This window comes from Mucilaginibacter aquaedulcis (genome assembly GCF_030409325.1).
GTDB lineage: Bacteria > Bacteroidota > Bacteroidia > Sphingobacteriales > Sphingobacteriaceae > Mucilaginibacter > Mucilaginibacter aquaedulcis.
This window is the reverse complement of sequence record NZ_JAUFPR010000002.1, coordinates 1,464,237-1,490,712: the sequence shown is the minus strand read 5'-3', so window position 1 is coordinate 1,490,712 and position 26,476 is coordinate 1,464,237. Positions and strand designations below refer to the sequence as shown.

Annotated in this window: 20 protein-coding genes; 13 read left to right on the top strand and 7 right to left on the bottom strand. The window is 38.3% G+C overall.

Features of this window, described 5'->3' with window-relative positions; all coding sequences use genetic code 11:
- Positions 1–681 precede the first annotated feature (681 nt).
- Positions 682–4,107, top strand: coding sequence for an ABC transporter permease (locus QWZ01_RS10580; RefSeq protein WP_290323287.1), 3,426 nt, complete (start codon positions 682–684; stop codon positions 4,105–4,107).
- 680 nt (positions 4,108–4,787) lie between these two features.
- Here the strand turns inward: QWZ01_RS10580 and QWZ01_RS10575 are convergent.
- The 5 genes from QWZ01_RS10575 to QWZ01_RS10555 all read right to left on the bottom strand — a co-directional run bounded on the left by QWZ01_RS10575 (position 4,788) and on the right by QWZ01_RS10555 (position 8,380).
- Positions 4,788–5,141 carry a hypothetical protein gene (locus tag QWZ01_RS10575; RefSeq protein WP_290323286.1) on the bottom strand — a complete coding sequence of 118 codons (354 nt, stop codon included), beginning with the start codon at positions 5,139–5,141 and terminating at the stop codon, positions 4,788–4,790.
- A gap of 98 nt (positions 5,142–5,239) precedes the next feature.
- Complete coding sequence (locus QWZ01_RS10570) at positions 5,240–5,569, bottom strand: hypothetical protein (protein ID WP_290323285.1); 330 nt, start codon at positions 5,567–5,569, stop codon at positions 5,240–5,242.
- A gap of 1 nt (position 5,570) precedes the next feature.
- Entirely contained in the window at positions 5,571–5,888 is a 318-nt protein-coding gene (locus QWZ01_RS10565) for a toxin-antitoxin system YwqK family antitoxin (protein ID WP_290323284.1), read from the bottom strand.
- 295 nt (positions 5,889–6,183) lie between these two features.
- A complete protein-coding gene (locus QWZ01_RS10560) occupies positions 6,184–6,810 on the bottom strand; it encodes a hypothetical protein (RefSeq protein ID WP_290323283.1) in 627 nt (208 codons plus the stop codon).
- A gap of 265 nt (positions 6,811–7,075) precedes the next feature.
- Positions 7,076–8,380 (bottom strand): hypothetical protein, encoded by a 1,305-nt coding sequence (locus QWZ01_RS10555; protein WP_290323282.1) that lies wholly within the window; start codon positions 8,378–8,380, stop codon positions 7,076–7,078.
- A 1,154-nt stretch (positions 8,381–9,534) separates the two neighbouring features.
- Here QWZ01_RS10555 and QWZ01_RS10550 point away from each other — a divergent pair.
- The 12 genes from QWZ01_RS10550 (at position 9,535) to lepB (ending at position 21,741) form a co-directional block, all read left to right on the top strand.
- Complete coding sequence (locus QWZ01_RS10550) at positions 9,535–11,214, top strand: alpha/beta hydrolase family protein (RefSeq protein WP_290323281.1); 1,680 nt, start codon at positions 9,535–9,537, stop codon at positions 11,212–11,214.
- Positions 11,215–11,277: 63 nt separating this feature from the next.
- On the top strand, positions 11,278–13,170 hold the full coding sequence (locus tag QWZ01_RS10545) for an O-antigen ligase family protein (RefSeq protein WP_290323280.1): 1,893 nt from the start codon (positions 11,278–11,280) through the stop codon (positions 13,168–13,170).
- Between the two features lie 172 nt (positions 13,171–13,342).
- Positions 13,343–13,672, top strand: a complete 330-nt coding sequence (locus QWZ01_RS10540) for a DUF6249 domain-containing protein (RefSeq protein WP_290323279.1) — start codon at positions 13,343–13,345, stop codon at positions 13,670–13,672.
- A gap of 86 nt (positions 13,673–13,758) precedes the next feature.
- Positions 13,759–16,452, top strand: a complete 2,694-nt coding sequence (locus QWZ01_RS10535) for an outer membrane beta-barrel protein (protein ID WP_290323278.1) — start codon at positions 13,759–13,761, stop codon at positions 16,450–16,452.
- A 17-nt stretch (positions 16,453–16,469) separates the two neighbouring features.
- Positions 16,470–17,213, top strand: coding sequence for a GLPGLI family protein (locus tag QWZ01_RS10530; RefSeq protein WP_290323277.1), 744 nt, complete (start codon positions 16,470–16,472; stop codon positions 17,211–17,213).
- Positions 17,214–17,252: 39 nt separating this feature from the next.
- A complete protein-coding gene (locus QWZ01_RS10525; protein WP_290323276.1) occupies positions 17,253–17,819 on the top strand; it encodes an RNA polymerase sigma factor in 567 nt (188 codons plus the stop codon).
- 1 nt (position 17,820) lies between these two features.
- On the top strand, positions 17,821–18,291 hold the full coding sequence (locus QWZ01_RS10520) for an anti-sigma factor family protein (RefSeq protein ID WP_290323275.1): 471 nt from the start codon (positions 17,821–17,823) through the stop codon (positions 18,289–18,291).
- A 126-nt stretch (positions 18,292–18,417) separates the two neighbouring features.
- The gene (locus QWZ01_RS10515) at positions 18,418–18,669 is read left to right on the top strand and encodes a hypothetical protein (protein WP_290323274.1); all 252 of its coding nucleotides are present in this window, start codon (positions 18,418–18,420) and stop codon (positions 18,667–18,669) included.
- A gap of 199 nt (positions 18,670–18,868) precedes the next feature.
- The gene (locus QWZ01_RS10510; protein ID WP_290323273.1) at positions 18,869–19,117 is read left to right on the top strand and encodes a hypothetical protein; all 249 of its coding nucleotides are present in this window, start codon (positions 18,869–18,871) and stop codon (positions 19,115–19,117) included.
- Positions 19,118–19,450: 333 nt separating this feature from the next.
- Positions 19,451–20,584 carry a hypothetical protein gene (locus QWZ01_RS10505; RefSeq protein ID WP_290323272.1) on the top strand — a complete coding sequence of 378 codons (1,134 nt, stop codon included), beginning with the start codon at positions 19,451–19,453 and terminating at the stop codon, positions 20,582–20,584.
- Positions 20,585–20,595: 11 nt separating this feature from the next.
- Positions 20,596–21,030, top strand: coding sequence for a DUF1573 domain-containing protein (locus QWZ01_RS10500; protein ID WP_290323271.1), 435 nt, complete (start codon positions 20,596–20,598; stop codon positions 21,028–21,030).
- 3 nt (positions 21,031–21,033) lie between these two features.
- Entirely contained in the window at positions 21,034–21,741 is a 708-nt protein-coding gene (gene lepB, locus QWZ01_RS10495) for a signal peptidase I (RefSeq protein ID WP_290323270.1), read from the top strand.
- 1,094 nt (positions 21,742–22,835) lie between these two features.
- Here lepB and QWZ01_RS10490 read toward each other — a convergent pair.
- A complete protein-coding gene (locus QWZ01_RS10490; protein WP_290323269.1) occupies positions 22,836–24,803 on the bottom strand; it encodes an FG-GAP-like repeat-containing protein in 1,968 nt (655 codons plus the stop codon).
- A gap of 94 nt (positions 24,804–24,897) precedes the next feature.
- A complete protein-coding gene (locus QWZ01_RS10485) occupies positions 24,898–26,454 on the bottom strand; it encodes a RagB/SusD family nutrient uptake outer membrane protein (RefSeq protein WP_290323268.1) in 1,557 nt (518 codons plus the stop codon).
- Between the last annotated feature and the right edge of the window lie 22 nt (positions 26,455–26,476).

Sequence of the window (26,476 nt, the reverse complement as noted above, 5' to 3'; positions counted from 1 at the left end):
ACGGATTTCTGGCGTTGTTCCTGTGATATCATCAATAATATATTTACCGATCAGGTCAAATGGAGAAACTTACGGTTAATAGATAAGAGTATACCAACCCTGCTTATTCTTTCAAAGGAGCAGAAAAAGCTGTTTAGTGTGGATAATTTAGCAGGCATGCTAGTTGATCTTCGATATTTGCTACGGTAAACTGAATCGGGTATGGAACAACTACATATTGGTGAGAGATTACAAATCCGAGAAAAATCAGCTTTACTGACCTATGCGCTTTATTGCTGTTACAAACAAAAAATGACCCGATGTCAGCAGTTTTACCAGATTGGCAAATTGCTCGTAGCGCTTCTTCAGAATTCAACGAGATTAAATTGAAATGGCCGCAAAAAGGGTATTGAACTTATCATCCTTAAATTGTGAAATGTCGATTTAAGCTTTCGAATAATAGGTCCGATGGAGCAACGTAACTTATCTGCGTTGCGTGTAGAAGAACAGGTTAGAAGGTATCGGGAGTAAGAGCTATATCTTATCGATCCGAAGAGTCCGGTGTCAGTTAATGTTCGCATTCGCGCGGTTGTGTTCGCTCGCGTTACAATATTATGATCTCTTTGGTTCTTAATTATTTGATTAATAATGATTTATTGAATTGGAATATGAATTGTTGTGATATGTTGTTTGAATGCGGCTATGTTCGATATAGGTTTTATAAAACTGCTGTTCCTTGGGGTAGTCTTTATTGGCTGCACCCTGGCTTTGCTTTTATGGTTTTCAAAAAAAGCAAACGGTGCTGCAAATAGATATTTAAGTTTAGCCCTGGTTGTTAATGTGCTGCAGATCAGCGGTGTATGGTTTTCTGTATGGTTGGCTATAGGGCCACTCATGTACTTCTATGTGTTAAAGCTGTTACAACCAGACCGGCGGTTCGGCCGAAAAGATTTGCTGCTTTTTTGCCCTTTGATATTGGTTCCCGTAATTCCAAACTGGCTGACACTGCTTGTAATGGCCGGATACTTTGTATTATCTTTTCAAGCGTTACAACGCTGTAATCAACAACGACAGCCGGTGTTGATGGACAGACCACGCTATACTTTTGGCAGACTTGACGTCGTGCTGAAGCTGCTGATCGTATTCACCGCCCTAAGCCTCGTCAACGGGCCATTTGTTGTTGGTCTGTCCGTGGTGTTGATAGCTACGGCGGTCAGCGCTATTCTGAAAACAGAAAAAGACACCTTGGTGGACCCCTTGTTATTTACGCCGGATGAATTGCGTGAGAAAGGCAGGCGGCTGAAAAGAATGGTTATAACAGAGCGGCTTTATGAGGATGCCGAACTTACCCTGGCCTCGCTGGCGCAACAATTGGCATTGCATCCCCACGAGGTGTCGCGTATCATCAATATGGTGTTTAAAAAGAACCTTAATGATTTTATTAATGAATTCCGTGTGAGGGCAGTGATCAGGAAAATGCATGACCCTGCTTATAACCGGTACAACCTGATCGGTATCGCTTACGAGTCGGGGTTTAATTCCAAGACAAGCTTTAACCGCGTTTTTAAAGAAATAACCGGTCAGCGCCCTGCTTCGTTCAGGGAAAGTACAAAAAAAGAAGTGCCAAATGATAAGTTGGTACTTCAGGATCCGGTAAAGCCGGTAATCTTGCGTAAGAAAAGCCTGCCGGAATGGGCTGCCGAAATTTCTAAACGCCATATGATGATCAAAAACTATCTAAAATCCGCTTACCGGAGCCTGCTTAAAAATAAAGCTTTTACCCTGCTGAATATGTTTGGCCTGTCGGTAGGTTTGGCTACATGCCTGCTTATCCTATTCTATGTGATCAACGAACTGGGATATGATAAATACAACGAACATGCGGACCGGATATACCGGATAGGGCTTGATGTGAAGCTGAATGGCAACACTAACCGGTACGCTACTTCAGAAGAACCGCTACCTGCAGCCATGAAGGGTATTTTTCCGGAGGTGGAACAAATGACCCGCATGATCGATGTACAGGGGCTGTTTCTTTCGCCCTTAAAATTCTATATCAGGAAAGGGGAGGAGAAAATACAGGAAAAAAGGGTGGTTTTTACCGAATCCTCACTTTTTAAGGTATTTACCTTACCCATGATCGATGGCAGCCCCGCTAACGCGTTAGATGCTCCGCATCGTGCCGTGATCACAGAAAGCACAGCGAAGAAATACTTTAACCGCGTCAATGTTGTCGGACAAACGTTGACCGTCAATGATACCAGCAAGTATCAGATCACCGGTGTCATCAGGGATATACCGGAACAATCGCATTTTCATTATGATTTTTTCCTGTCCTACAGTTCGCGTCCGGAAAGTGCTCAACATGGCTGGGGGTATGGCGGCATGCATAATTATTTGTTGTTAAAGCCCGGTGCTGACGTGCAGCGGCTGGAAAAAGAAATCGCTGCGATAGAGATCAAAAATTCGTTCAACCCAGATGCCTGGACAAGCGGCGATAATTACCTGAGATCAGTATTAACGCCGGTGACTGATATCCACCTTCGCGATCATGCCAAATACCAGCTTGAAGCCGGCAGCAATATGCAGTATGTTTATATATTTTTAATAATTGCGGCATTTATACTGCTCATTGCCTGTATTAATTTCATGAACCTGAGTACAGCCCGCTCTGCCAACCGCGCCAAAGAAGTGGGTGTCAGAAAGGTATTGGGTTCTGCACGTAAATTCCTGATCGCACAATTCCTCGCCGAATCCATATTGGTTACGCTTTGCTCCGCGGTAATCGCGGCTGTGATTGCCTGGCTGCTATTGCCCATGTTCAATCACCTGGCGGCAAAACAATTAGCGATCGGTTGGGCACAAGTAATGTGGCTGCTGCCGGCCTTGCTTTTAATTGCTTTAGTGGTTGGTATTTTGGCGGGCAGCTATCCGGCTTTTTTCCTTTCGGCCTTTCAGCCCATTGATGTACTCAAGGGTAAAATAGCCAAAGGTTTCAGGAACAGCTTTCTGAGGAGTTTTTTAGTGGTATTTCAGTTTTCCATATCCATTTTTTTGATCATCAGCACGCTGGTGATCTTTAACCAGCTCACCTTTATTCGTAACAAAAGCCTTGGCTTTGATCGCAGCCAGGTACTGGTTATTAAAAATACCGATGTGCTGGGTAAGCATGCGGCTTTGCTGAAAAACGAACTGAAGCAAATGAACGGCGTGGTGAATGTAAGTATGTCCGCCTTCCAGCCTACAGGCGATCTGCGGCTGAGAACGGGGCTTTTTCCAGGGCTGCCCATTGACATTAAACAGGTGCTGCTTACCGAGTTCTGGCCTGTAGATGAAGACTATATACGAACGATGGGACTGAAACTCTTAGCGGGGCGCAACTTTTTAAAAGATATGGCGAGCGACAGCGCAGGCATGATTGTAAATGAAGCATTTGTGCGAAAATATGGCGCGGATCAACCGCTGAATAAGACTTTGTATCGTGATTCCTACGGTATTCAGCCTTACCATATCATCGGCGTAGTGAAGGACTTTCACTTCGCAACGCTTCATGAGGAGGTCATGCCACTCGCTTTATATTATGCGCCGGATAACGGCGCGATAAATGTTCGGCTGCATGTGCGGGACATGTCCAAGGCAATCGCCATGATGGGCAAAAAATGGAAACAGTTTTCGCCAAACCAGCAATTCAGTTATTCCTTTATGGATGCTGATTTTGATGCGGGTTATCGTGCCGAACAGCGCACCGGAACAATTTTCCTGTGTTTCAGTTCGCTAGCTATATTGATAGCCTGTCTCGGACTTTTCGGCCTTGCAGCCTACGCTGCCGAACAGCGCACCAAAGAAATTGGTATTCGCAAAGTGCTTGGCGCAAGCATTTCTAATATCACGGCCATGCTCTCTGTTGATTTTATCAAACTGGTACTGATCTCGATATTGATCGGAAGCCCGCTCGCCTGGCTGGCCATGCAAAAATGGCTTCAGGATTTTGCTTATCGCACCACAATCAAGTGGTACATACCGGTAGCAGCTGCAGGAGTGGCAATTGCTATTGCAATAATTACTGTAAGTTTTCAGTCCATTAAAGCAGCTTTTGCTAATCCGGTTGAGAGTCTCCGAAATGAATGATAAGCCATTAGATACAAGAACAACATGCCTGGAACTCGAAAATTATTAAAAAAGTGATAGCGAACAGATCAATTCTAAACTGTTGACATAAACGTGAAATTAATCAGGGCAATAACCGAATTTCAACTTTAGCATTAATCAACGAATATGTTCAGTAGTCAAGATAACTTATGATCCATGAAACCTGTAGTTTGCATCAGGATCTACCTATTCGCTAAATAATGAAACAGCTCAAAACTTCGCTGAATTTATCATGTCGGATTCTAAGCTGCTTCAGTCGCATGATATATCCCCGAAATGGAGATTCATGCTCATCATCCTGGCAAATATCCTGCAAGAATGTCCGGATCATGGCAGGTTAATCTTGTTAACGGTATGAACATAGTTTACACCTGGAAAATTAGGCAAGCTGGTAGGCGGATAAATTCGTATTTCATAAAGGTCAGATATCGCATGATAATTATTGTTTTTTAAATAATCCATACCTTGAGGCCGTTTGAGCCATGTATCTGCCTTTGCTCCAATTAAGGCCTAAACTTCAGAATTGTATTGTGCCCAAATTTGTACCCGGTTTCTGCAAAGTGCAGAAACTCGGGCAGATCATCCATGGTGATCAGCTCAGATAACTGGGGATAGTATCTGGGTGTTCTGGGGCAGTACTTGACATAGGTGTTAATTTTTTATAGGTAATTTTTCTCGCTGATAAATGCGAGCCACTCTTGAAGTAATTCTTTCAAATTTGTCATAGATATAAGGAAAACATCGTTGATGCTTACTTTCGGGTACTCATAGTTTACAGTCATGTCTTCGAACGAGTCAGATATAAAGTACCCGTCTATATTGATAGATTTGGCTATACATTTGGCAATGTCGTTGATTAATCCTTCGCCATCAAATTTGTCAATCCGTTTAAGGAAATTGACAACAGAAGACTCTTCATTGGAAAATGATTGGCGAAAATTGTATTGTTCTCCATCTATTATTTTTGAATGGAAAGTAAGATGACATTTGTCTTTTTGTGACATAGGTATCATGATTGACTATTTAATCTTCTTTTGTTTTGGTATCCAGTAATTTCAAAACAGTAGGAACTCTGTAATCCCCCTTCATTTCTTTTATTAAATCTGTCGCTTTATTTAGCATAACCAATTAATGAAATGTATAAGGGGTTTTTACTCTCGCCCCGGTATAATGCAGTGACAGTTTCTTTGTTTTTATAGAACGATGTTTTAGCTACTCCGATAACAGGGATTTTTTCCTCTAAAGCTTCCCATAGAAAGGCACCTAATCCAAATGCTTTATTGTTATCTACATACGCATAGCCGTCAATTATAATGGCTTCAATGTCATTCAAATTTATTTGTTCAATGAAAGTTGTTATCGTTTCATCACTTCGGTCGAATAACAAACCAACTGCTTTTGCGCTATCTTCTTTATAATGTACATCTACGGATAGAATCATTTCACATTCCTTGAGGTTCTGGTCCCAAATCAGACTGTTTTATCAGGTTTCCATTCTCATCCCATTGCTTATAAAGGCCGTATTCGAGGTTATATTTAAAGTAATATTCTTCCATCATCCGACCATTTGGATAGTATTCTCTCCAAACACCTTCAGGATATCCATTTACGCAAGTGACTTCCGTTTGTAAATTTCCATTAGGGTATGAATATTGTAATACTCCTGTAAATGGAGTACCTCGGTAATTATATACCTCACCTCCACCGATATCAATATCAGCTAATGTTAAATTTGGGTCGTTCCAATTTATTGTTTGCATATCCTTTAGTTAATACTCATGAAAGTAATCAAGTCCGTAAAGTAATAACAATGTATACAGGTGTATTTAATCTGGTTAAGGCCTGTTGTTTTATCAGGTTTGATTTGTCTTACATATCCTAATACATTATTTTTTAGCCAATCGTCAAAGACCTGGGGTGAAACAGCACCATTTTTAAATGTTAGTGTTGCTAGGCTATTTAAACTTCGAAATTCAGCATGACAAGCTACTGGACCAGCTCTAATAATATCAAAGTGATTACTAAAATGCGATTTGCTGTGACTTTTCGTTTTGGCTATTTATTAAATTCTGCCCAAAGAAGGTCTATATCTTCTTGTTTTGGAATATTTTGAGGCCCGTAGATTTTAATAGGATATTGCTTATCAATTAGGCGTAAAAAATCATCATTTAAAGAGGGTAATAAAAACTTGTTTTGTCCCTTTTTTAAATAAATAATATTGTCGATGTGAAAATGTCCTTCAGATAAACTGATAAAGTGGTTGTCTTCGATAATTTTGAATGCTGATTCATAGGGATTTCCAAATTGTGAAATTTCTTTTATTTCCTTTTTGTCTTTAAAAACCTCCCAAGTAATAAATAGATAGATAAATAAACTGTTAAATAAAGTTCTACTTAAATTGTATTGACTGGATTCTTGTTTTAAGATTGATTCAAAAAAGGTATCCATTGAAGGCATTTCATCTTTCCAGCTCGGATTTATATCTAAAAATAAATTATGAAACTCTTCGTAATTAGAATAAAATTCCTTTATTCCCAATAATAGTTTTAAGTGCTTTAAACGACTGAGATAATCACGAAATAATAAAATGCTCGAAACTGTTGCTGAATTATTAAAATTCATTTTTGGGTTTTTAAGCATTAGTTTTCTGAATTCGCTTGTATACAAAGATTTATCGGTCATGTTTTTTTATTAATTTAGTTTTAAAAAAAATGCTATCCACTTTACAATTTCATCCAAATTGTCCCAAGTTGTTAAATGCGGGTTCGGAGCAGAATTCAGAGCTCCTAAATCTGCGTAGCCTGAGAAGCCCGTACGTGGCGCAACTTCATGTGCGCCAAAATCATATACTGTTAATTCGAAGCTCACTAAACTACGAAAGTTCATGCCGTAGTCGTCAATTAAGCGTCCTTCGACGTATTCATGGGCTATTAAGCGTTTGAATTCTTCAAGCGTCTCTCCATTTCTTGGCTAAATTTTCCCATTGTAAAATATCTCCTTTAGTTTTAGTGAATCTACCTACTTGAAATGCCCTAATCTTATTTGAATCATCTATTTCAATTTCATTATACAAAAAACGTTCTTTAATCCAAAAATTTTGTTTAGCAAGCTGAATTATATTTTCAGGTATTCCGGTATTGGCTGCAATTAATGGAATGTCATCCGTACGGATGGCAATTTGAGCTGCATCTTCAAAAATACTTATTGGAATAGAATTGTCGGTAACATAGTTTACACCAGGAAAATTAGGTAAAGTAGTAGGTGGGTGAATTGGTATAGTATAAAGGTCAGATATTGCCTGATAATTATTGTTTTTTAAATAGTTCATAGCTTGAGGCAGCTTCAGCCAAATATCTGCCTTTGCGCCGATTATGGATTGAGCTTCAGAGTTGTATTGTGCCCAAATTTGTACTCTGTTACTATTACTATAAGTGTTGAATACTTGAAGCGTTGCATCATTTATTTGTTTAAACGCTGTGAAGAACCGCACCTTTATTGGATAGCTTAACGATTGAAATTGAGCCTTTAACAAAGGATAAATACTGAATTTTAGAATAGTGTCAACCAAATTTTGATTCGTAATAAAATCAAGTTTACTTGCCTCTGCAATTCCATTATTGTAAAGCTTTAACCAGTTATTAACCCCGGCGCCGTTATTCAGATATTGCCAGCTACGGGGCGAAAGTCTGCCGAAACTGGTCCAGAATGCCAGCTTCTGTGCATCGGTAAACCGGTTAAATATGGTACAAATATTATTGGCTGCAACTCCCAATGGCAGTGTTTCTACAACTGCTTCGATGCCTGATAAGGTTTGTAATGTGTTCCCGATCACGTAATCAACGGATTGTTCTATTGCAGTCGGGAAGCCGGCGGGAGGTGGGTCAGGGATTTGGGGTTTAATGATATTCGCTTGGTTGGCAATTCTGACACTGGTAAGTTTTGCTCCGGAAATAGCTGCTGCGCCCCCGCTCAAAATCATGGCCAGTAACATCAATTGCTGGTACTGTAACAGGCGATCCCTTTCATTTTGATCGTTAGTGACAGTGGCCAGATACTTGTTGGTACTGGCCAGTTCACCTATAGTGGTTGTCAGCCCCGCGGCGCCCTGTTGTATACCCGCCCATATCTTAATCTCCTCTACAGAACTTACAGAACCCTGAAGTGCAGCCCCAATATCCGTGAACTCCTGAAGATAGGCTAATTCTGCTAAAACACTTGTTCCTCCAGGAAAAAAGGCGCCTAAAACAACCACGGTTAAATCTGATAGGATCTTATACTTAAACCGCAGCACATAGCCAAGGCCTCAGATAGTATTACCAGGCAGGCATCTGCGCTGTATCGGGGTGGGTTTTCATAAAATGATTATTTCACTACTGCCTTTAATCAGGCTTTTGATTACCACCTACAGAAACACTTACAAGCCGTAACTGCTTGATGATACTTCAAAACGATTCGTTTTGCTATTGAAATTTCCGTACGACATGGTCCGCGCCGAATCGCCCGGAGCATCATCACATTAGTTTTTACTGATGTCGATAAACTGAGGGAGCATTCCACTCGTATCCATGAAAGTGTCGTTGGAAAGACCTCTCATGGAATTGGTTATATATAAAAGCGACTGCAATGTTTTTCGATGATAATAAGGTCTAACATTGAAGCTAATTTCCCATAGCAAATTGGTCAACCCCTTATGGTCTAATGTAAACTTCAAACTCTCAAATGAGAACAGTTCCAAAAGTAACCGGATAATCACCTACAAACCTGTCAAGTTATTTTAGCTGTGCCTTCCTTTAACTGAATCCATATTCACTGATTGATAAGCAAATTTTATGCGCTTAAAATAAAACTCGATTTTTGCCCTGGTATTTATCAATACGGCTTTCCTTAACGTCGGCTTCACTTGAGGTTTACAAAATGGAATGATAAATCACGATATATTATTCATGATGCTTACTCTAAGGTTATTACAGGAATTTAATAGGGATAGTTAAGTTACATTTTTGCAATAACAAACGGCGTGTTGTAAATCTACTGTCGAATTTTAGCAAGCTTGGCAGTTTGACAAGTTTTGTAGAAATACCATCGCAAAAATTGACAAGGTTGATATGCGTCAGCAAGTTCGCTAAAGTTTTAGGCTGTGCTTTCCTGATTCTGCTCATTATAATGAAAACGATCTGCCATCCTGTTTGACTTTCGGGTATCCATTCCTCCGTGCAGGGATCGAACTATTGATATTAGTTTGCAAGGATGTCAGCTATTGTAATAATCGGACTTTTAATCTTAGATCATAGCTGCTGTAATGTACTTAATATTTTATTAGTTATTATTTAATATTAAATTAATATTAAATCGGCATTATTTATATTTCTTTGCGCTAATGAGTAATATGTCTCAGAATTAATATATATGTTTCAAATCGACATCATACCCTTACGTGTAGTCTTTATTGGGGTAGTCATATCAGTAGTTCTATTAATGCGTTGCAAAAATACACCGATAATTAACTCGGCTGATGTCTCAGTTGAAGTAAATAAAAGATTTGCCGCGCGACGAAACTGTTCTTGCGCGGCTTATGCACTTGCAGATGGAGACAAGTATGATGCTTATATTATCGAGAAAAAAAATAATGTAAAAAAATCAAGGAAAATCAAATTTTCAGACGAAAAGAATTATCTGCCCCAATCTGTCTCGCATGATTGCAGGTATCTTTCGATTGCTGCCTCTAAGACAAATTCTGAAAGAACTGATCTAGTTATTTATGATATTAGCAATAACAGCAAAAATATACTGACAACATCTGAGTCTCATCCTTCTAATTTTTCTACATTTTCTCCTGTTGATAATAAACTCGCTTACATATCAAATGGCGAGATACATATTTATGATCTTTCAACAAAACAAACAAAAAAAATAGCATCTCCGGAAAATAAGTCTTTTAAATACTTGACCTGGTCCTCAAAGGGTAAATTTATCTTTGCGGAGGACAAGGAAACCGACATTTGGGAGTACAGGACACAAAATGGTTCGTTTCGATTAATTTGGAAAGCGCCGAAACTTATGCAGGGCTACCGTTTTATCACCCCTTCGGAAAACGATGATGATTTGTTTTATTTTATTTCGGATCATGAATCTCAATTTAAACAAATATATAAATATCAGCAGGGCGAAGTAAGGCAGATATTCAATTCCAATTTTGACAAACTATTATTACAAAGGCCCGTGATAAATGGTTATCTATATTACAGGAGCAATGAATATGGGAATTATAAATTGAAAAGGCTCAAAGATAGTATCGAAGAGACAATTCTGGATCATGGTGTAATTTATGATTATGCGGCTGATTTTGGAGGAAGTGGAATCGCTACCTATACGAATCAATATATAGCCCCCTCTTTATTTGAGATAAAAAAAGATTATGCGAAAAATCTTTTGGAGATTAATAAACCGGATTCCTTGCCTTTGCCTCAAGTATTTATCAATAAAGATAAGGCCTGTAGTTTTATATATCAGCCTAAGATTAGCCCTAAAGGGTGGGCGATTTGGCTTCATGGTGGCCCTAAAGAGCAGTTTTCGAACAGATACTTCATTTGGGTAATCGCTATGGTCAAAGCTGGTTACGGCGTGATAGCCCTCAACTACCCGGGCTCTATTGGATTTGGACATGACTATGAAGCGGTGTCATTATCACCATCCGAACTTTTAAAAAAAGAGGTATCGGGAATGCGTGAAGATATTGTTGAAATTAAAGAAAAATATCATATAGCATCCTACGCTATTGTCGGTTTGAGTTATGGTACTTTTCTGGGACGAGCATATGTCAGCAAATATGAAAAAGAAGTTTCTAAATTTATTGAAATAGCTGGTCTCAATATTACCCCCAATTATAATCCTAAAATACCGATTTTGTACGTATATGGTGAACAGGACTTCGCCATGAAAAACGAACAAAGGTTGGAAATGATGAATAAGACGAGGCTTGCAGGGAACTCCAAAGAATTGCAAATAAAAGGGGAGGGCCATGTAATATTAAAGCGTGAAAATATAGCAGTAGCGCTGAATGCCATAAACAAATTTTTAGACCGTTAAGCATTCTGAAACGGTAATAAGAAAATTAGCTCAATTATTCATGATCATGTTTTTGTCAACCTTATGAGAGATAAGTTAAATTATTCTGATATTATTAATGACCTGCTTTTCTGCTTTTCATTGTTGATATTATCAACCGTTGTATTTTCAAATTCCCGTGTGAATGATAATTTCCTCAATGGTTCAAAAATTACCGCTCTTATAACCGGTACAGGTTTTTTTTGCTTCGCTAAATCTATCCAACTCTTAGTTGATCCCTCCAAAAGAATCAGCTACAAAATTGCCTTTAACCATGTAGACATTATTCTTTTTTTTTGGGGGAGCTTTATTAATGTTCAATCACTTGTTCATGTAGGTTATTTGTCACAAGCGGCCATGATTTTCGATTTAGGGCTGATTCTTTACTTACTTACGAAAGGAAGTATTACTACTCGTAATTATCATAGGTCTGAATCGCTCATTGGTTATGGTATTATCATGATATCTACAATCGAAGCACTCATTGGGTTATTTCAGTATGAAGGTTTTTCTATGCCATTTAGTGAATCATTCAGGTTGACAGGTACTTTTAAAAATCCCGCTCCTTTCGCATTATTTTTAGCAGCCTGTTATCCTGTTCCGTTGGTGTTGGTTTTGTTTGCAAAAAAGACGGGTATTCAAAAGTTAGTCTTTCTGATCAATATCACGTTGACGCTTGTGGTCCTTTTGCTTAGCCAAAACCGTGCATCGTGGGTCAGCATTACATTGGTGACCATCCTGGCGTTATGTTTCAAATACAAAGTGTTCTATAAATTTTTTGGTGACAAATCGTACAGTAAGTGGAAAATTGCGTCCATATTGGCCGGGGTGGTTATTTTAATGGGAGCGGCGATTTGTCTGTATAAATTCAAGCCAAAGTCAGCAGATAGTAGGTTATTCATTTGGGAAGTTTCACTGGCTAAGGGAACAGAAAAGTCAGTTTTAGGTTTTGGTTATGGTTCTTTCCGAAGCGACTATAATAAATGGCAAAGTGAGTTTCTGGTAAGGCACCCTGATAAATTATCTGATAAAATGGTAGGTGAAAATACTGTTGGAGAATTTGCGGGTCAGGTCAAAATGGCGTACAATGAGTATATAGAAATATTTGTTGAGGAAGGATTAATTGGCTTAGGACTTTTTTTGACTTTGATTGTTTTGATGTTACGGAACTGTCTAAAGGCTTTTAGTATTGAATCTCACATAATCCCGATAGGAATATTATTGGGTTGGATAAGTGTGCTAATTCAAGGTTTTTTTTCATATCCACTTTATTCGGTTCCTACTTTTATTTTATTTTTTATTTATCTGGCAATTCTAAGCAAATATTATCCGGCGTTAGTAGATCTGCCTATTGTTTTACCAATTCGTATCGCAGGAGCAGTTTTGTTACTGATGTTTTCTGCTGTCGTTGTTCTTAAAGCGAGAAGTCGATTGGCTTGCTATGATGAATATCAAGATGCCTATATCCTATTCAAGAAGAATGATTTGAGAGGCGCTGAACTCAAATATGAGCAGATAAGTTCGTACATGATGCATGACCCCGCATTTCTATTAGACTACGGCATTTGCTTAATTGCCAATAAGAAAAATGAAAGAGCTTTGAGGTACCTCATGTTGGCTGAAAATAAAGACAGCGATCCTAGAATAGATATGTTAATCGGTAACATATATAAAATGGAAGGGAATTTCGATAAGGCCGAGGAATATTACACAAAAGCCAGTTTTATAATTCCGTCAAGAATTTTTCCAAAATATCTCCTGGTCATGTTGTATAAGGAATACCATTATTGTGGTAAAGCAAAATCACTAAGTAAAAGTATACTACAACACTATCGTGGAGTCGAGAGTTCTCTCTCTGATCAAATTCTTAACGAACTTCAGGCCATACAGAATTTTGATTGTTCGGCGCTCAATAAATTGCGGCCAACGAAAAAATGAGTCATCGCTGTCATATTTTGAAAAGGCAAAGAAAAATGACTTATAGTCATCAATAGTCCTTTCGATCGATCGCAATAAATGACACCGCACGATTAGACCGTTAACAGAAAAAAAATCTGTAAAAGATACAACCGCGCAGATACAGCCTGCGTCTAATAAAAAAAATAAAAATATGAATTTCGTAGCATTAATTTGGTTTCTATTGGCTCTAGCCGTTTTAGTTTTGGTATTTGGCATTCGATACCTGAGAAATAAAGAAAATATGGCTTTGATTGAGCGAAACATTGACATTAGTCAAACACCTAAATCATCAAGGTTTTTATTGACCTTCGGTATCATTTCTATCAGTATTGCACTGGGTTTTTTATTCGGAATGATTTTATCGCGTTTCGTGGATAGGGAAAATTTTAAAATATTGACTTTTTTAATATCAATATTATTCTGTGGCGGAGCAGGGTTAATCATTTGTTCGTACGTAGGTACGAAAAAATCAAACAACTAATATTTTAATCTAATCTTCCTACCTAGCCTTTTAAAAATATAGTGAAATTTTTTTTAGTGATTTTTATGCTCTTTTCCTTAAATATTATGACGATAAAGGGACAGGACCGCCAAATCAAAGGTCGTGTTCTGGATGGGGTAACACATCAGCCGATCGAAAATCTATCAGTTTGCATTTTGAAGGGTAAAGACTCCATTTTGTATAAGCAAAGCCGTACGATAACTGGTGGTTATTTTTCTTTTCAGCATGTTGAAAAGGACGAGTACATTCTTTTATTGTCGTTTCCTGAATATCCTGATTATGTTGACAAGTTTTCATTGAAATTGGATACAACAATGAATTTCGGGGACATTGTGTTAACTGCAAAAGTTAGATTCCTCAGAGAGGTTGTAGTTAAAGGACAGAAAATTGCCGCAGTTACAATTAAGGGGGATACAACAGAGTTTCTTGCCGACAGTTTTCAAGTGCGGCCAAATGCAAGAGTAGAGGATTTACTGAAGCGGCTTCCCAATATACAAGTGGATAAAAACGGAGCGATTACTGCAGATGGACAAAATGTGCAAAAGGTGCTTTTAGATGGAGAGGAATTTTTCGGTGATGACCCAAGTTTGATTACAAAAAATATAAGAGCTGATATGGTTGACAAGGTGCAATTATATGATCAGTCATCTAAGCAAGCTACTTTCACCGGCGTAAATGACAGTAAAAAAGTAAAAACGTTAAACATTCAGCTGAAGGCAAATAATAACTCCGGGTTATTTGGAAAAGTTAAAACAGGAGTAGGGGCACCCGGAATATATGAAACACAGGCGATGATCAATAAGTTTAATGATCGTGAGAAGTTCGCTGCTTATGCCGTTGCCAGTAATAATGCTGTCATTGGTTTAAATGGTATGGATCAGACAAGTTTCAACAGCATTAAAATCGGTGGAAATAATGGATTGGACAGCTGGAACGGTACTTACGATGGACAGGGAATCCCCGTCGCAGAAACAGGAGGAACTCATTACGAGAACAAATGGAATCAGGGTAAGTACCGAATGAGTGGAAATTACAGGATCGGCAATTTGACGATCAATGGTAATAATAGCGCTATCAGTCAAAATGTATTGTCGCAGTCAGTGCAGGTTACCAATACAGCAGGGGACTTTACCAGGCACAACCTCAGTAATAAAGCAGACTTGAACTTGAATGTGCGAATTGACGAAAAATCCGATATCAACGTTTCGCTATCGGGTGCAAATCATCATATTCATTCTAACGATAATTATACGCAGCGTACGAAAAATGAATTTGACAGCCCGCTCAATGAAGGTTCGCGAACATTGACGACGACCATGGATAGGCAAGATTTCAACAGCAGTGTTCTATGGAATACAAAATTCCAAAAAAAAGGGAGAGCACTATCCATCAACATCGGTCAAGCGGTTATTATAAACAACTCACGTGGGACGTTAAATTCTAAATCCGTTTTTAAAACCCCGGAATACTATACTGATAGTATTTTAAAGGTTGATCAATACAAAGATAATAATAACGACCTATACAGCTTTGACTTCAAAGCTATCTATAATGAACCTTTATCGCCGGTATCGTTTTTATCAACTAATATTTATCTTTTTTTTCAGAAAAACAAATCCTTCTTAGACTCCTATAATCGGACCGGTGAAAGCTATACCTTACTCGATAGTCTGAATAGCAGTCATTACCAATTGAAGCAAAATACAGACAGAGTCGGCGAATCTTACAACCTGAACACAAAAAAAATAAACTTTATAATCTCAACCGATTTTGGACTAACTGATTTTATACAGGATAATGAATACAGAAATCAAACCATAAGCAAAAAATTTGTTGACTGGTTTCCTCAGGCAACTTTCCGCTATTATTTCAAGCCACAAAAAAGGCTGACCTTATCCTATAACGGTCAAACCCTTCATCCGGAACTTAATCAGCTTCAGCCTGTGGCTAGTAATGACGATCCCCTGAATATATATGTCGGTAATCCCAAGTTAGGTACCTCTTATCAAAGTGATATTAATCTGATCTATCGAGATTACGCGCCGCAGACTAACAGAACGTTTCTGATCAACAGTACTTACACCTTTACGATGAGTCCGATCGTTACGAACGTGATCACAGACGAATCAGGTAGAAATAGTGTGGGTTATATCAATGCCAACGATGCAACGACAACTCTAGTAAATACTTACGTCATCTATAGTAAAATGCTGAAAGAATACGACATGTTTATCAGCAACAGCGTCGGGATAAAGTATTCCAAGTATGTTAATTACATTAATGACAATTTGAATATCAATCATTCTAGTGCATACAATGCCGGGGTTGTATTGTCTAAGAGGCATCCTGAAAAATATGAGTTGTCACTAGCTATTACAGGAGCTTACAACACCAACATTTCGTCTTTACAATCAGCGTTCCGCGTTAAATATTGGATTTACAGCGTTTCACCGGATTTTAGTTTTTTTCTACCTGCTAATTTCGTCTTACACTCTGATCTCAACTATAAATATCAACAACAAACGATTGCCTTCAATCGGCCATTCAAGCAAACTATTTGGGATTTTTATGCTGAAAAAAGTTTTTTTAAAAATGCGGATGTGACTTTAAGAGTAGCCGTCAATGACATTCTTGACCAGAATAAAGGATTTAGTAGGCTAGCTTACAATAACCTTAATGTACAAAACAGCTATCTCACCATCAGCAGAAATCTCTTAATTTCTCTGGTATGGGATATTAATAAAATGAGTCGAAAATAATAAAAATCGAGACAGATATGAAGAAAATTGCTCGAATGGCCGTGCTGATTTTGTTAACAGCCGCAAACTATTCCTTTGGACAAACATCTGAAATAATTGATCATGGTTTGATCGAATATGAAAAGCAGGTTAATAACTTTCCGCAACTAAAAAACATCTTGCTGAACAATGGTGATTTTGATCAATATGTGAGACGAAATCCCCAATTCGAAATCTTCACGTTTAACCTTCATTTTTCCGGTGATCGGTCGCTTTATATATCAGGAAGGGAAAAGGAAACAGAAAATATCATCAGCAAACTAACTGCTAACAATTCATTTTATATGGATCTCAGACAGAGATCCTACACCGGATACAAGGAGGTATTTGAGCAATCATTCATTGTGAAAGATACAATCAGGCCGATTAAATGGAAAATAACAAACGAAAAACGTGATATTTTAGGTTTTGAATGTAGGCGAGCAAACGCAGTTATCCTTGATTCAGTTTTTGTCGTAGCATTTTATACAACCCAGATATCCACATGTGGAGGACCCGAATCCTTCAACGGACTGCCGGGAATGATATTGCAAGTATCACTGCCCCATGAACACATCAGTTGGGTGGCTAGAAGGGTGTCGCAAACCGTAGATAAGAATCTAATACAGGCACCGCATAAGGGCATGATTGTCAACTATGACTTATACAAGAAAAAGTTGTCCGATGTACTGCAGCCTATGGGCAGACCCGGACAGCTTATATTAAAGGACTTACTGTTATGATTTCAGCAATTAAAATGCAATTTAAGACTCATATTTTCGATGCCGGAATATAATAACGACGAGATACTTATTTGTGCTGTACTTTCCGGGAGCAGAGGAGCTTTTGCACAACTGATTGATAATTATCAGGGCTTTGCTTTTAATTTGGCGATGAAATTTACGGGAAATAATCGTGAGCTCTCGGAGGAAATCACACAGGATGTTTTTATAAAGGTGCTAAATAACCTAAAAAGTTATAGAAACAAATCTCGTTTTTCTACTTGGATGTATAGAATTATTTTCAATACTGCTATGACCGAATTAAGAAAAACGAATAAACTTGTGTTCTTCGAAAAATTAGAAGATGAATTTGATATACCTGCAGAAGAAGATTATTGTAAACTATCTGGTAGTGACAAACAATTAATGAAAATTCAAATCGCCAATGCAATAAAAAACCTATCCCACGTCGATGGGTTAATTATTGAACTGTATTATTTTCAGGATCAAACTATTGATGAAATCTGTTTAATTTTAGAGTTGCGTAAAGAAAATATTAAATCGAGATTGTTTCGGGCCCGTCAAAAACTCCGGGAACAATTATCTGGAGTTTATAAATCTATGTAATATGAAATTCATCACCGATCAGCAGCTGTGGGACTATATTGAGGGGGCTTTGCCCACTTCAGAAAGAGAAGAAATTCGTTTTTGCATTGAACAAGATGAAGCACTTTTTCAACGGGTGGAGGCCATTTTAAATATTCATAAGCTTTTACAAGAGCAAATGAGTTCGTATCCGAATCCACCTGACACGGTAAAGGAAAATTTACTAATGCAGTTCGATTTACATCATCGCAGCAAATCAAAATGGATACTTCCTGGAAAATTGGATATAGTGATTTTTGCTATTTTTAGTTATGTTGTCATTGTCATCGTAGCACTCTTAGTTTTCCTGAAGAAAATATTGGGTACTAACGAAGTCTCTCCATATGGAAATGTGGGTTTTCTCGCATTAATCGCAATTTTTGTGGTACTCTTGTATTCGTTTATACGCAGTTTTTTGGATTACAATAAAAAGGCAACGTTAAATTATAATTAAGGGATATTAAATTAATATTAATAAGTAAAATAATTTATTATTTTACTTATTAAATGCTGTAATATTTGCATTTTGCTGAATAAATCAATATTATTGTTGTTAATATTTATCTTTTAATCATATATTATGAAATCAAAAAAAACATTAAAAGTTTTTCTTCCAGCTCTTTTCCTCGGACTGACTGTTGCCAATTTTTCTTACGGATTTTCTTTATCAAAAATCTACTCGCCAAAAATTGCACTGGGTTCTGAATCTGTTATCTGTGATTGCGCTTTATTAGGTGGCAATAATAACTGTGCAGCAAACAACTATGGTGCCGATTGCGCACCGACTTCTGATTCTATGTGTGCTGATTATAACACTAATTGCGAAGGGTAATCTTAGCCGAAATAAATAATCTTTACAACAATAAAGGTCTCTTGATTTCGATAATTTGACTTCGGCATAGGAGACTTTAATATTAATATTGCTGTTATCGTTATTATTTAGTAAAGTAGAAACCTACGCATTTGTGGATACGACAACGGCTGATTCAGTCGCCGTTCGTACTTATTGTTAACCTAAAATTTTATCATTCATGATCTTCAAAAAAAACTTTAGAAAATCAGCAGCTCTTTTCGTTACGGCTTCGGCTGTTTTTACCCTCACCTCTGCATTCACATTGCCCAAAATGTTCTCATCGAAAATCGCTTTAGGCGCTGAGGCTACTATTTGTGATTGTGCGCTTTTAGGGGGGAACAATAACTGTGCAGCAAATAATTACGGCGCGAGCTGTGCCGGAGTAGTTTTGTATTGCTCGGATTACAATAGCAACTGCGAAGGGTAACCGATAAACAAATCCGATATTGCTTTTTGGGAACTATAACGTCAATATCCTTTGACGTTATAGTTGACCAGCCAGTTTGTAAATATTTAATTGCAGCTGACAATATGTTTAATTTACACGGCATTCCAATGTTCCCTTTTGCCGCTTTACTAGAGCCGCTATACACTTGTTTACTTGAAATTTACCTTAAAGGCCTATAGCCGTTCAACCATCCAAAATCAAAACTCCGTCCCAATTATACGATAGCTTTACACACTATTAGCCGACCCCGGCTACATGATTGAGTTATCATGGACGATTTCTTTCAACAGTAATTATCTTCATCTATTTCATATGAAATCAATACCTTATTTTCTTTTTAGCATAGTGGTTTGCGTAGTGTTTGGCTGCAAAGGTCCTTCAGTCTCCTATAATGAATCCTTGGTTGTGAATAAAACCAACCTTCAATACACAAAACTAAAACTGGATTCACTTATGCTGGATTCCGTCAACAGTTCTTATGTAGGTGATATTGCTTTATTTAACGATAATATATTTTTCATCGATAAGAAGTTTTCATATTTATATAAATTTTCGTCAACGGGTAAATTCTTAAACAGATATCTTGGACAAGGAAACGGGAAGGACGAATTGCCAATCAAAACGGTGGCTTACTTTTCATTTTTGCCTAATGGGCGCTCTATTGTGATAGGCCCTGGGTGGGACTGTTACATATTCGATAATAATTTTAAAAGAGTCGATGGTTATCAGGCTAACTGGCATTTAGATGTGCCTAAAGACGTGATGTTAAAAGAACCAGATCCCGAAAGGTCGCAAATGTATTCATTTATATACGATGGAAACATAAAGGCAAGCAACGATAAAATTTTGTTTCCCATTCTGTCGCAGCATCCAAAGTTTAACCCAACACGTAAGGAATATGCATCTAAAGCATTGGCCTTGGGTGAAATGAGTTTAGATAATGGATCTGTTCGGACGTTTGGCAAATTTTGTCCAAGTTACAACCATGACTTTAACTCGATGGTGTTTTGTTATTCCTACCCCGACTGGTATGAAAACAATAATATGGTTTTGACCTTTGCAGCGGATCCTAAATTATATATAGCGGATGAAAAATTTAACATCATAGAAACATTTGGTCAAGCTGGCAGAGGGATGGATACGAAATATACCAATACGACTAAACTCCAGGATTTCAAAAAGAATTGGTTTCATCAGGACGCTGCCAAAGGACATTATACTTTTCTGAAATATTTGAAAGATCAACATCTTCTTTTTAGAGGCTATCACAAAAGTATTAATGAAAAAACTGACGGTCTGCAAATTTATAAAAATGATGTACTCATTGGAGATGTGGATGTACCCTTAGGATTCAAAGTCGCCGGATATATTAAGCCTTACTATTACTCGTCTCCATATATCAACGAAGATAAAGGAGAGATTAAAATATATAAAATGACCTTATGATATCTTTTACAATGAAAAAAAACTACTATTTAAACATTATGGGAACAGTTATGCTAGGCATGATTATAGTTTCTTGTCAAACCAAGTCTAAAGGTCAGCAGGTCGCTGACAGCTTATTCCGTGATCCTAAAAAGACAAAAGCGGTGCTGACATTTGACAAAACCAAAGTGGATTTCGGAAATGTTTCTGAAGATACTTTATTAACAGGCAAATTTACTATTCGAAATTCCGGAACCGAGATGCTTATCATAAATAATGTTCAGCCTGATTGTTCTTGCACGTCCTATCACTTGACTAAAAGAAAAATTCTTCCAAATGATACAGCAAGTCTTTCATTAAGCGTCATGACAAAACATAAAAGTGGGAAAATTATGCTTTATTCTACGGTGAGTGCTAATACCGAAAATCGTCTCTATAGTTTAAGGATTTTAGCTAACGTGAATTAATCAATGAGTAAATTCTCAAAGATATTTTTGGTTTTTAGTCTCATCACAGGGGGCGTTGTATTTGGAACCTTAGATTTTTATAAGGTTCCAACTGGTTCAATGCAACCTAGTATAAAACCGGGGGATTATATAATAATTGATAATTTGCCCAATTATTTCCGCAGTAGTGCACTACATGCCTTTTTTCTTGGGAAAATAAAAAAGGACGATATCTATGTTTTTTACCAGCCTCGTTGGGATAGTGTAGGTCAACAATCAGGGCACTCCTTTTTGGGCGACGTCATGGTAAAGAGATGTACAGGGTTACCTGGTGATACAGTAATTATCGACAAACCGAGCGTTAGTTCGATAAGCGGGTATCCCTCGAGAGTCAAGAACCAAAGCTTTGATTTAAGCATATATCCTCACGATTCCACTTTTAACTGGACTTACAATAAGATTGGCCCCTTATTAATCCCCAAAAAAGGGAGTAGGATAAAACTTAGTCTGAAAATGATTAAACTGTATGGTCGTATCATGAATTATGAGGGGGTTACCGTCTTGAACAATAATGACTGCTTTTATTTGAATGGGAAGAAACAAGAATATTATACCTTTTTAAATGATTACTACTTTATGCTCGGCGACAATTTCTACGGTTCCAAAGATTCGCGACTTTGGGGTCTAGTTCCTCAAAACAATCTAATTGGGCAAGTAGTGATGATTTTTTAACATTGACGCAGAGGTAGATAAGTGGCGATTATCCAAGACTGCGTAGGGAAATCAGAAAATAGATCTTGATTTATGACGGTAATCTATAATTAAAAATAACTTGCTTTAGTGATGAAGTCGCCGCAGTGGTTCCCTTCATCGCATAAGGAAGAATCTAATACGTATCGGTACTGCGGACACTTCAATTAAGTACGAGCCAAACTCGTACTTAATTGAAATATTCATATATTATATATTATATAAGGTGTATATTTTCAATGTTTCACAATTTATTAAGAACAAATATGGTTCGCTAAAGTATCTGGGCAGTATCTGTTTGGATCCCGGTTTTAAGAAGGTACATTGATTTTCTATAGTAATATTATTTGTTGTCGATAATGTTCAGCGAAAAATATAAAACTTTGTGATAACTGTTCTTTAGTTAACTAACAATCACGAAAGGATCCAAAAAAGTTTAGTTTTTGGCTTTAAAATATTTCAAAACTCCTTGCAATAAACTCTCATAACCTGCAATGTTGAACACTAAGAACTCTTCGTACTCATGAGATGATCGATTATCTAAAAATAATCATTAATGTCTTGAAATCAATCACGTGCAATTAACTGCCCTGGTTGTATAAACACAACCTTAACCTATTTTTCTCCGCAGCCTTGGGGTGGACAGCATTAGCCTATCTTTTGATTCGATTGTTAATATTCCTCCGAATGTCTGCCTTTATCTCATCGGACTCGTCTATTGACAGTTTATAGTCCGTCAATGTCACTTCATAAGAATTATACCATGCATTGATTAGGTCGGCCTCTCTTTGGCTGGAAGTTCCTTTTAAATAATTTTCAAGAAGACTGATAAATGTAACTGTATTCATGTTTTTATGTTTAGGATAAAAGGACGCTGAAATTAACGATTTGAAGCGCAATTAACCTGATGTTTACTATAATAACCAAGAGGGCTTAGTTAATTTATGGAAAAAGGGTTTAATAATTTAGGTTTTAAGCTGCTACTGTTGTCCTGTTCCTGTGAATCTTCTTACTCATCAAAAATGCGCGCCCGTATCATTAGCGCATCGATGCTTTTTCTATAATAATATCACGTATCACGGAAAAAAGAACTTACGGATATGGTATGGCAGATTTAGTAATTTATCGCCACTACCGCCATAAACCATTGTCGTAACATTTCCATCGTTGTACATGTATAATGTTTGCTTTGAGGGACGATAGACAGCGGGGTGAGTTTTTCCGTCTCCGAAATAATCTCCTGGTGCCGGTATATCGCCAGATGCTGGTGTTAAAACAGTTACGTTGTTAATACCTGTGTTGGCACTATCCAGATGCCATATGCCTGTGGCGGGATCAAAAATAGCAACATCCGTTTTGCCATCGCCGTTATAGTCGCCTGGTACAGGTATGTACCCTGTATCTCCGTAATGTTTGTTTATGATTAATCCCTTCACATTCCACATTCCAGTTGATATTTTATAGTAAGCGGCATCTACCTTACCATCACCATCATAATCACCCGGCACAGGTATTACGCCTTCTTCCCCGTAATCATAACCTGTTTGGCCTTTTATATACCAGTGGTAGGGGCTGGTTGGTCTGAACATAGCAATATCAGCTTTTCCGTCGCCATCATAGTCGGCGGGCACAGGTATATCGCCAGGTTCACCATATGTTGCCGTCAACTCTGTAGGCAATTTAATATACCAGGTGAGGTTGTTGGGGCGCCATACAGCAAGATCGGTTTTACCATCGCCGTCATAATCCATTGATACAGGTAGATCGCCCTGGGTTGCGCTGCCATAAGTCACGTTCGCCATGCCCTGAACCTTCCAAATACCTAAGTTAAAGAAGGATAGATTGGAGAAGCCATTACGGTCAAAGTCGGAGGTACGGGCTGCAGTTTCCGAATGAAAAAAAGGTGTGCTAAACTGACTGTCACTATCTGTTTCAAATTCAGAAATATAAGGCGAATACGTTTTCACACTGATTAGGTCTTTCGCCGGCGAAAATTTCATTAACCGCATATAGCCATTGCCACCCAACGTCCTAAACTGATAGTCGGAAACAAACGTTTTTATGGTTTTACCGTTATAAGTGTCTTGCCGGAAGCCTTCACCATTTACGTGTCCGCCTAAAAACATAAAGACATTAGGGCATGATTTTATCTTGCTGTAAATTTCCTGGGTTTGCGCAGAATAGGTAGATGGCGTAGCTGGGCTGCCCGCATAATGAGTAACAATAATAGCTTTACGGTTGACATAAGGCCCGGTTAAAAGTCCCTTTGCCCAGTTGTTCATATTATCCCGTTCCGTTACTGAAGCCGCGTCGGTACGGTCATCATATTCAATATAAATGGCTATAAAATCATGACCACCTGCGCTGAAAAGGTCATAATGATTGTCGTTATTTACCCCGTAATGACCTCCATAAAAGGTCATACCGCTAAAGCGTGGTGTAGAGAAACCAAAATATTGATTATAATAAGTTGTTGTACTGAAACAACTTCCCCTGTCGTTATTGTTAACACCGCCACCTACTGGGTCATGATTGCCCTGATCATGGTTACCAACTGCCATACCGTATGGCACATGGGCTGCATCGAGCTTGGCCATAGCGGTATCTGCGCGTCGCCATTGTACAGGGCTGCGGGTGGGGTCGTCGCCATTTTCGGAAATGTCGCCCAGGTGAACAACATAGACAATATTTGAATCTATGCGGTGAGTTACGATCCAGTTGGTTTGAGCATAAAACATGCCGATAACAGAATGATAAGTTGTGCTTTGCCCCGTATAAGTCTGCGTGTCAGGAATAACGGCAATCATAAAATCGGCTCCTGACGTGGCATTGATAGCAAGTGCCGACGATGAGCGGGCGGCATTAGCTTCAGCAAGAGCTCCTGGAGAGGTTAAAGCCATCTTTTGACAACCGGAAAGAATGACGTATGGGATAAGCATTAGCGCTAAAACCCTCTGCACAGAGGTGTACATATCGATACGTACCTTGTTTTTCCTTTTCTTAATAACATTACTTGAATGCTTAAGTCGTGAAGTAAATTTCATGATAATTGTTAATTGGTTTAGGTGTATTAATATACCCTACTTTGTAACTTGAAAAACACCAGACCTGAAAAGGATAGTGTTGTGTTTATATTTATTAGAAATAACCAGGATTTTGAGTTAATTGAGGGTTTATCTCTCTTTCTGATTGCGGTATAGGAAACAATAATCTGTTGATGTTAATGCTGAAGGCGTTTGATGGCAGATCTTTATAGGTTCTTTTTGCCATAATAGCATAAGTAGTCATCACCTTGATCGCATTGCCGGTGCGAACCAAATCATTCCAGCGATGGTTTTCAAAGGCCAGTTCTACCCTTCGTTCATGCATAATTACGTCCCGCAGTTTTGCCTGGCTACTTTCTGTACATACCGCTAGGCCGGCCCTGACACGCACAACATTCAGGTTAGTTAGAGCCTGACCGGCATTGCCCTGTTCGTTCTCAGATTCTGCCAATAATAATAGCGCGTCTGAGTAGCGGTATATTGGCCAGTTATCATCTGTGTTATTAACTATCGAATGTGGATGCAGGTATTTTTTTATATATGGAACGCCTAGCTGTCCGGCTGCCGGAGTATAATTTATTATACTTTTGTTTGCAGTTACAGCAAACAGGTCGCTGGTATTATAGGTACCTTCGGCAATTCCTATGGAGGCATCCAGGCGTTTATCGTTCGGCTCATAGGCGCTTATCAAATCCGGCGACGGGGTATTCCAACCTCCCGTACCTGAATTATCGGTAGCGATAACGGTTGCCCCAAAAGTGGTGATTATACCTGTGTTTTTAGTTCTGGGTAAAAACTGATAAATAAAAGTACTTGGCTGTGAACCACCGTCGGTTCCTTGCAGGTATTGAATTTCAAAAATAGATTCTTTGCTGTTTTTATTCGTAGTTAAAAATGCGTCGGCATAATTGGCATTTAGCGCGTAACCCATTGTGGTCAAGGAATTAAGCAGTTGCTCGGCGTCGATATATTTCTTTTGCGTCATATATACCTCTGCCAGTAACATAGTAGCTGAGCCTTTCGTGGCCTGACCACTTTGAGGGAATTTTGGAACAGTTAGCTCTATAATGGCGTCCTTTGCATCGGTAATAATCTGGGTATAGACCTGATCAACAGTTGCACGGGCCAGAAACGCATCATCAGCCTTTGAAACTTCTTTTAGATATAAAGGAACGGCTCCAAAAAGCCGCACCAGTTTAAAATAATTCCAGGCCCGTAAGAATTTCGCCTGGCCTTCAATGTCATTCTTTGCAGCCGGGCTTAAGGTGGCATTATCAATGTGATCTAAAACAATATTTGACCTGGATATACCATTATAGCAATGAAAATATACTGCGTTGGTGTAAGCATTGGTTGGATCGTCTAGCCAATCGGATATGCTTTCCCGTTGTACATAAGCTGTACCTACGTTTGACGGGTAAGGCTGATAATGGGTATTATCAGACCGCATTTCGGAAGTAAAGTAATCATTTACGGCCAGGTCATGCAGAGGTGCGTAAGCTGCTGCAAGAGCTTGTCTCATTTGCGACTCATTTTTGAAAAATGTATTGGGCGAAAGTGAATCTTGAGGATCGAGGTCAATAAAACTTTTTTTGCAGGATACCGACACCAGGGTAAGCATCATTGCGGATAAGATATATATCTTTTTCATGTTTCGTTATAAATTGAAGTAA

Bases quoted from the DNA above. Each gene is read 5' to 3' on its own strand.
- QWZ01_RS10580 (WP_290323287.1), top strand. From the start codon at position 682: ATGTTCGATATAGGTTTTATAAAACTGCTGTTCCTTGGGGTAGTCTTT.
- QWZ01_RS10575 (WP_290323286.1), bottom strand. From the start codon at position 5,141: ATGATACCTATGTCACAAAAAGACAAATGTCATCTTACTTTCCATTCA.
- QWZ01_RS10570 (WP_290323285.1), bottom strand. From the start codon at position 5,569: ATGATTCTATCCGTAGATGTACATTATAAAGAAGATAGCGCAAAAGCA.
- QWZ01_RS10565 (WP_290323284.1), bottom strand. From the start codon at position 5,888: ATGCAAACAATAAATTGGAACGACCCAAATTTAACATTAGCTGATATT.
- QWZ01_RS10560 (WP_290323283.1), bottom strand. From the start codon at position 6,810: ATGACCGATAAATCTTTGTATACAAGCGAATTCAGAAAACTAATGCTT.
- QWZ01_RS10550 (WP_290323281.1), top strand. From the start codon at position 9,535: ATGTTTCAAATCGACATCATACCCTTACGTGTAGTCTTTATTGGGGTA.
- QWZ01_RS10545 (WP_290323280.1), top strand. From the start codon at position 11,278: ATGAGAGATAAGTTAAATTATTCTGATATTATTAATGACCTGCTTTTC.
- QWZ01_RS10540 (WP_290323279.1), top strand. From the start codon at position 13,343: ATGAATTTCGTAGCATTAATTTGGTTTCTATTGGCTCTAGCCGTTTTA.
- QWZ01_RS10535 (WP_290323278.1), top strand. From the start codon at position 13,759: ATGACGATAAAGGGACAGGACCGCCAAATCAAAGGTCGTGTTCTGGAT.
- QWZ01_RS10530 (WP_290323277.1), top strand. From the start codon at position 16,470: ATGAAGAAAATTGCTCGAATGGCCGTGCTGATTTTGTTAACAGCCGCA.
- QWZ01_RS10525 (WP_290323276.1), top strand. From the start codon at position 17,253: ATGCCGGAATATAATAACGACGAGATACTTATTTGTGCTGTACTTTCC.
- QWZ01_RS10520 (WP_290323275.1), top strand. From the start codon at position 17,821: ATGAAATTCATCACCGATCAGCAGCTGTGGGACTATATTGAGGGGGCT.
- QWZ01_RS10515 (WP_290323274.1), top strand. From the start codon at position 18,418: ATGAAATCAAAAAAAACATTAAAAGTTTTTCTTCCAGCTCTTTTCCTC.
- QWZ01_RS10510 (WP_290323273.1), top strand. From the start codon at position 18,869: ATGATCTTCAAAAAAAACTTTAGAAAATCAGCAGCTCTTTTCGTTACG.
- QWZ01_RS10505 (WP_290323272.1), top strand. From the start codon at position 19,451: ATGAAATCAATACCTTATTTTCTTTTTAGCATAGTGGTTTGCGTAGTG.
- QWZ01_RS10500 (WP_290323271.1), top strand. From the start codon at position 20,596: ATGAAAAAAAACTACTATTTAAACATTATGGGAACAGTTATGCTAGGC.
- lepB (WP_290323270.1), top strand. From the start codon at position 21,034: ATGAGTAAATTCTCAAAGATATTTTTGGTTTTTAGTCTCATCACAGGG.
- QWZ01_RS10490 (WP_290323269.1), bottom strand. From the start codon at position 24,803: ATGAAATTTACTTCACGACTTAAGCATTCAAGTAATGTTATTAAGAAA.
- QWZ01_RS10485 (WP_290323268.1), bottom strand. From the start codon at position 26,454: ATGAAAAAGATATATATCTTATCCGCAATGATGCTTACCCTGGTGTCG.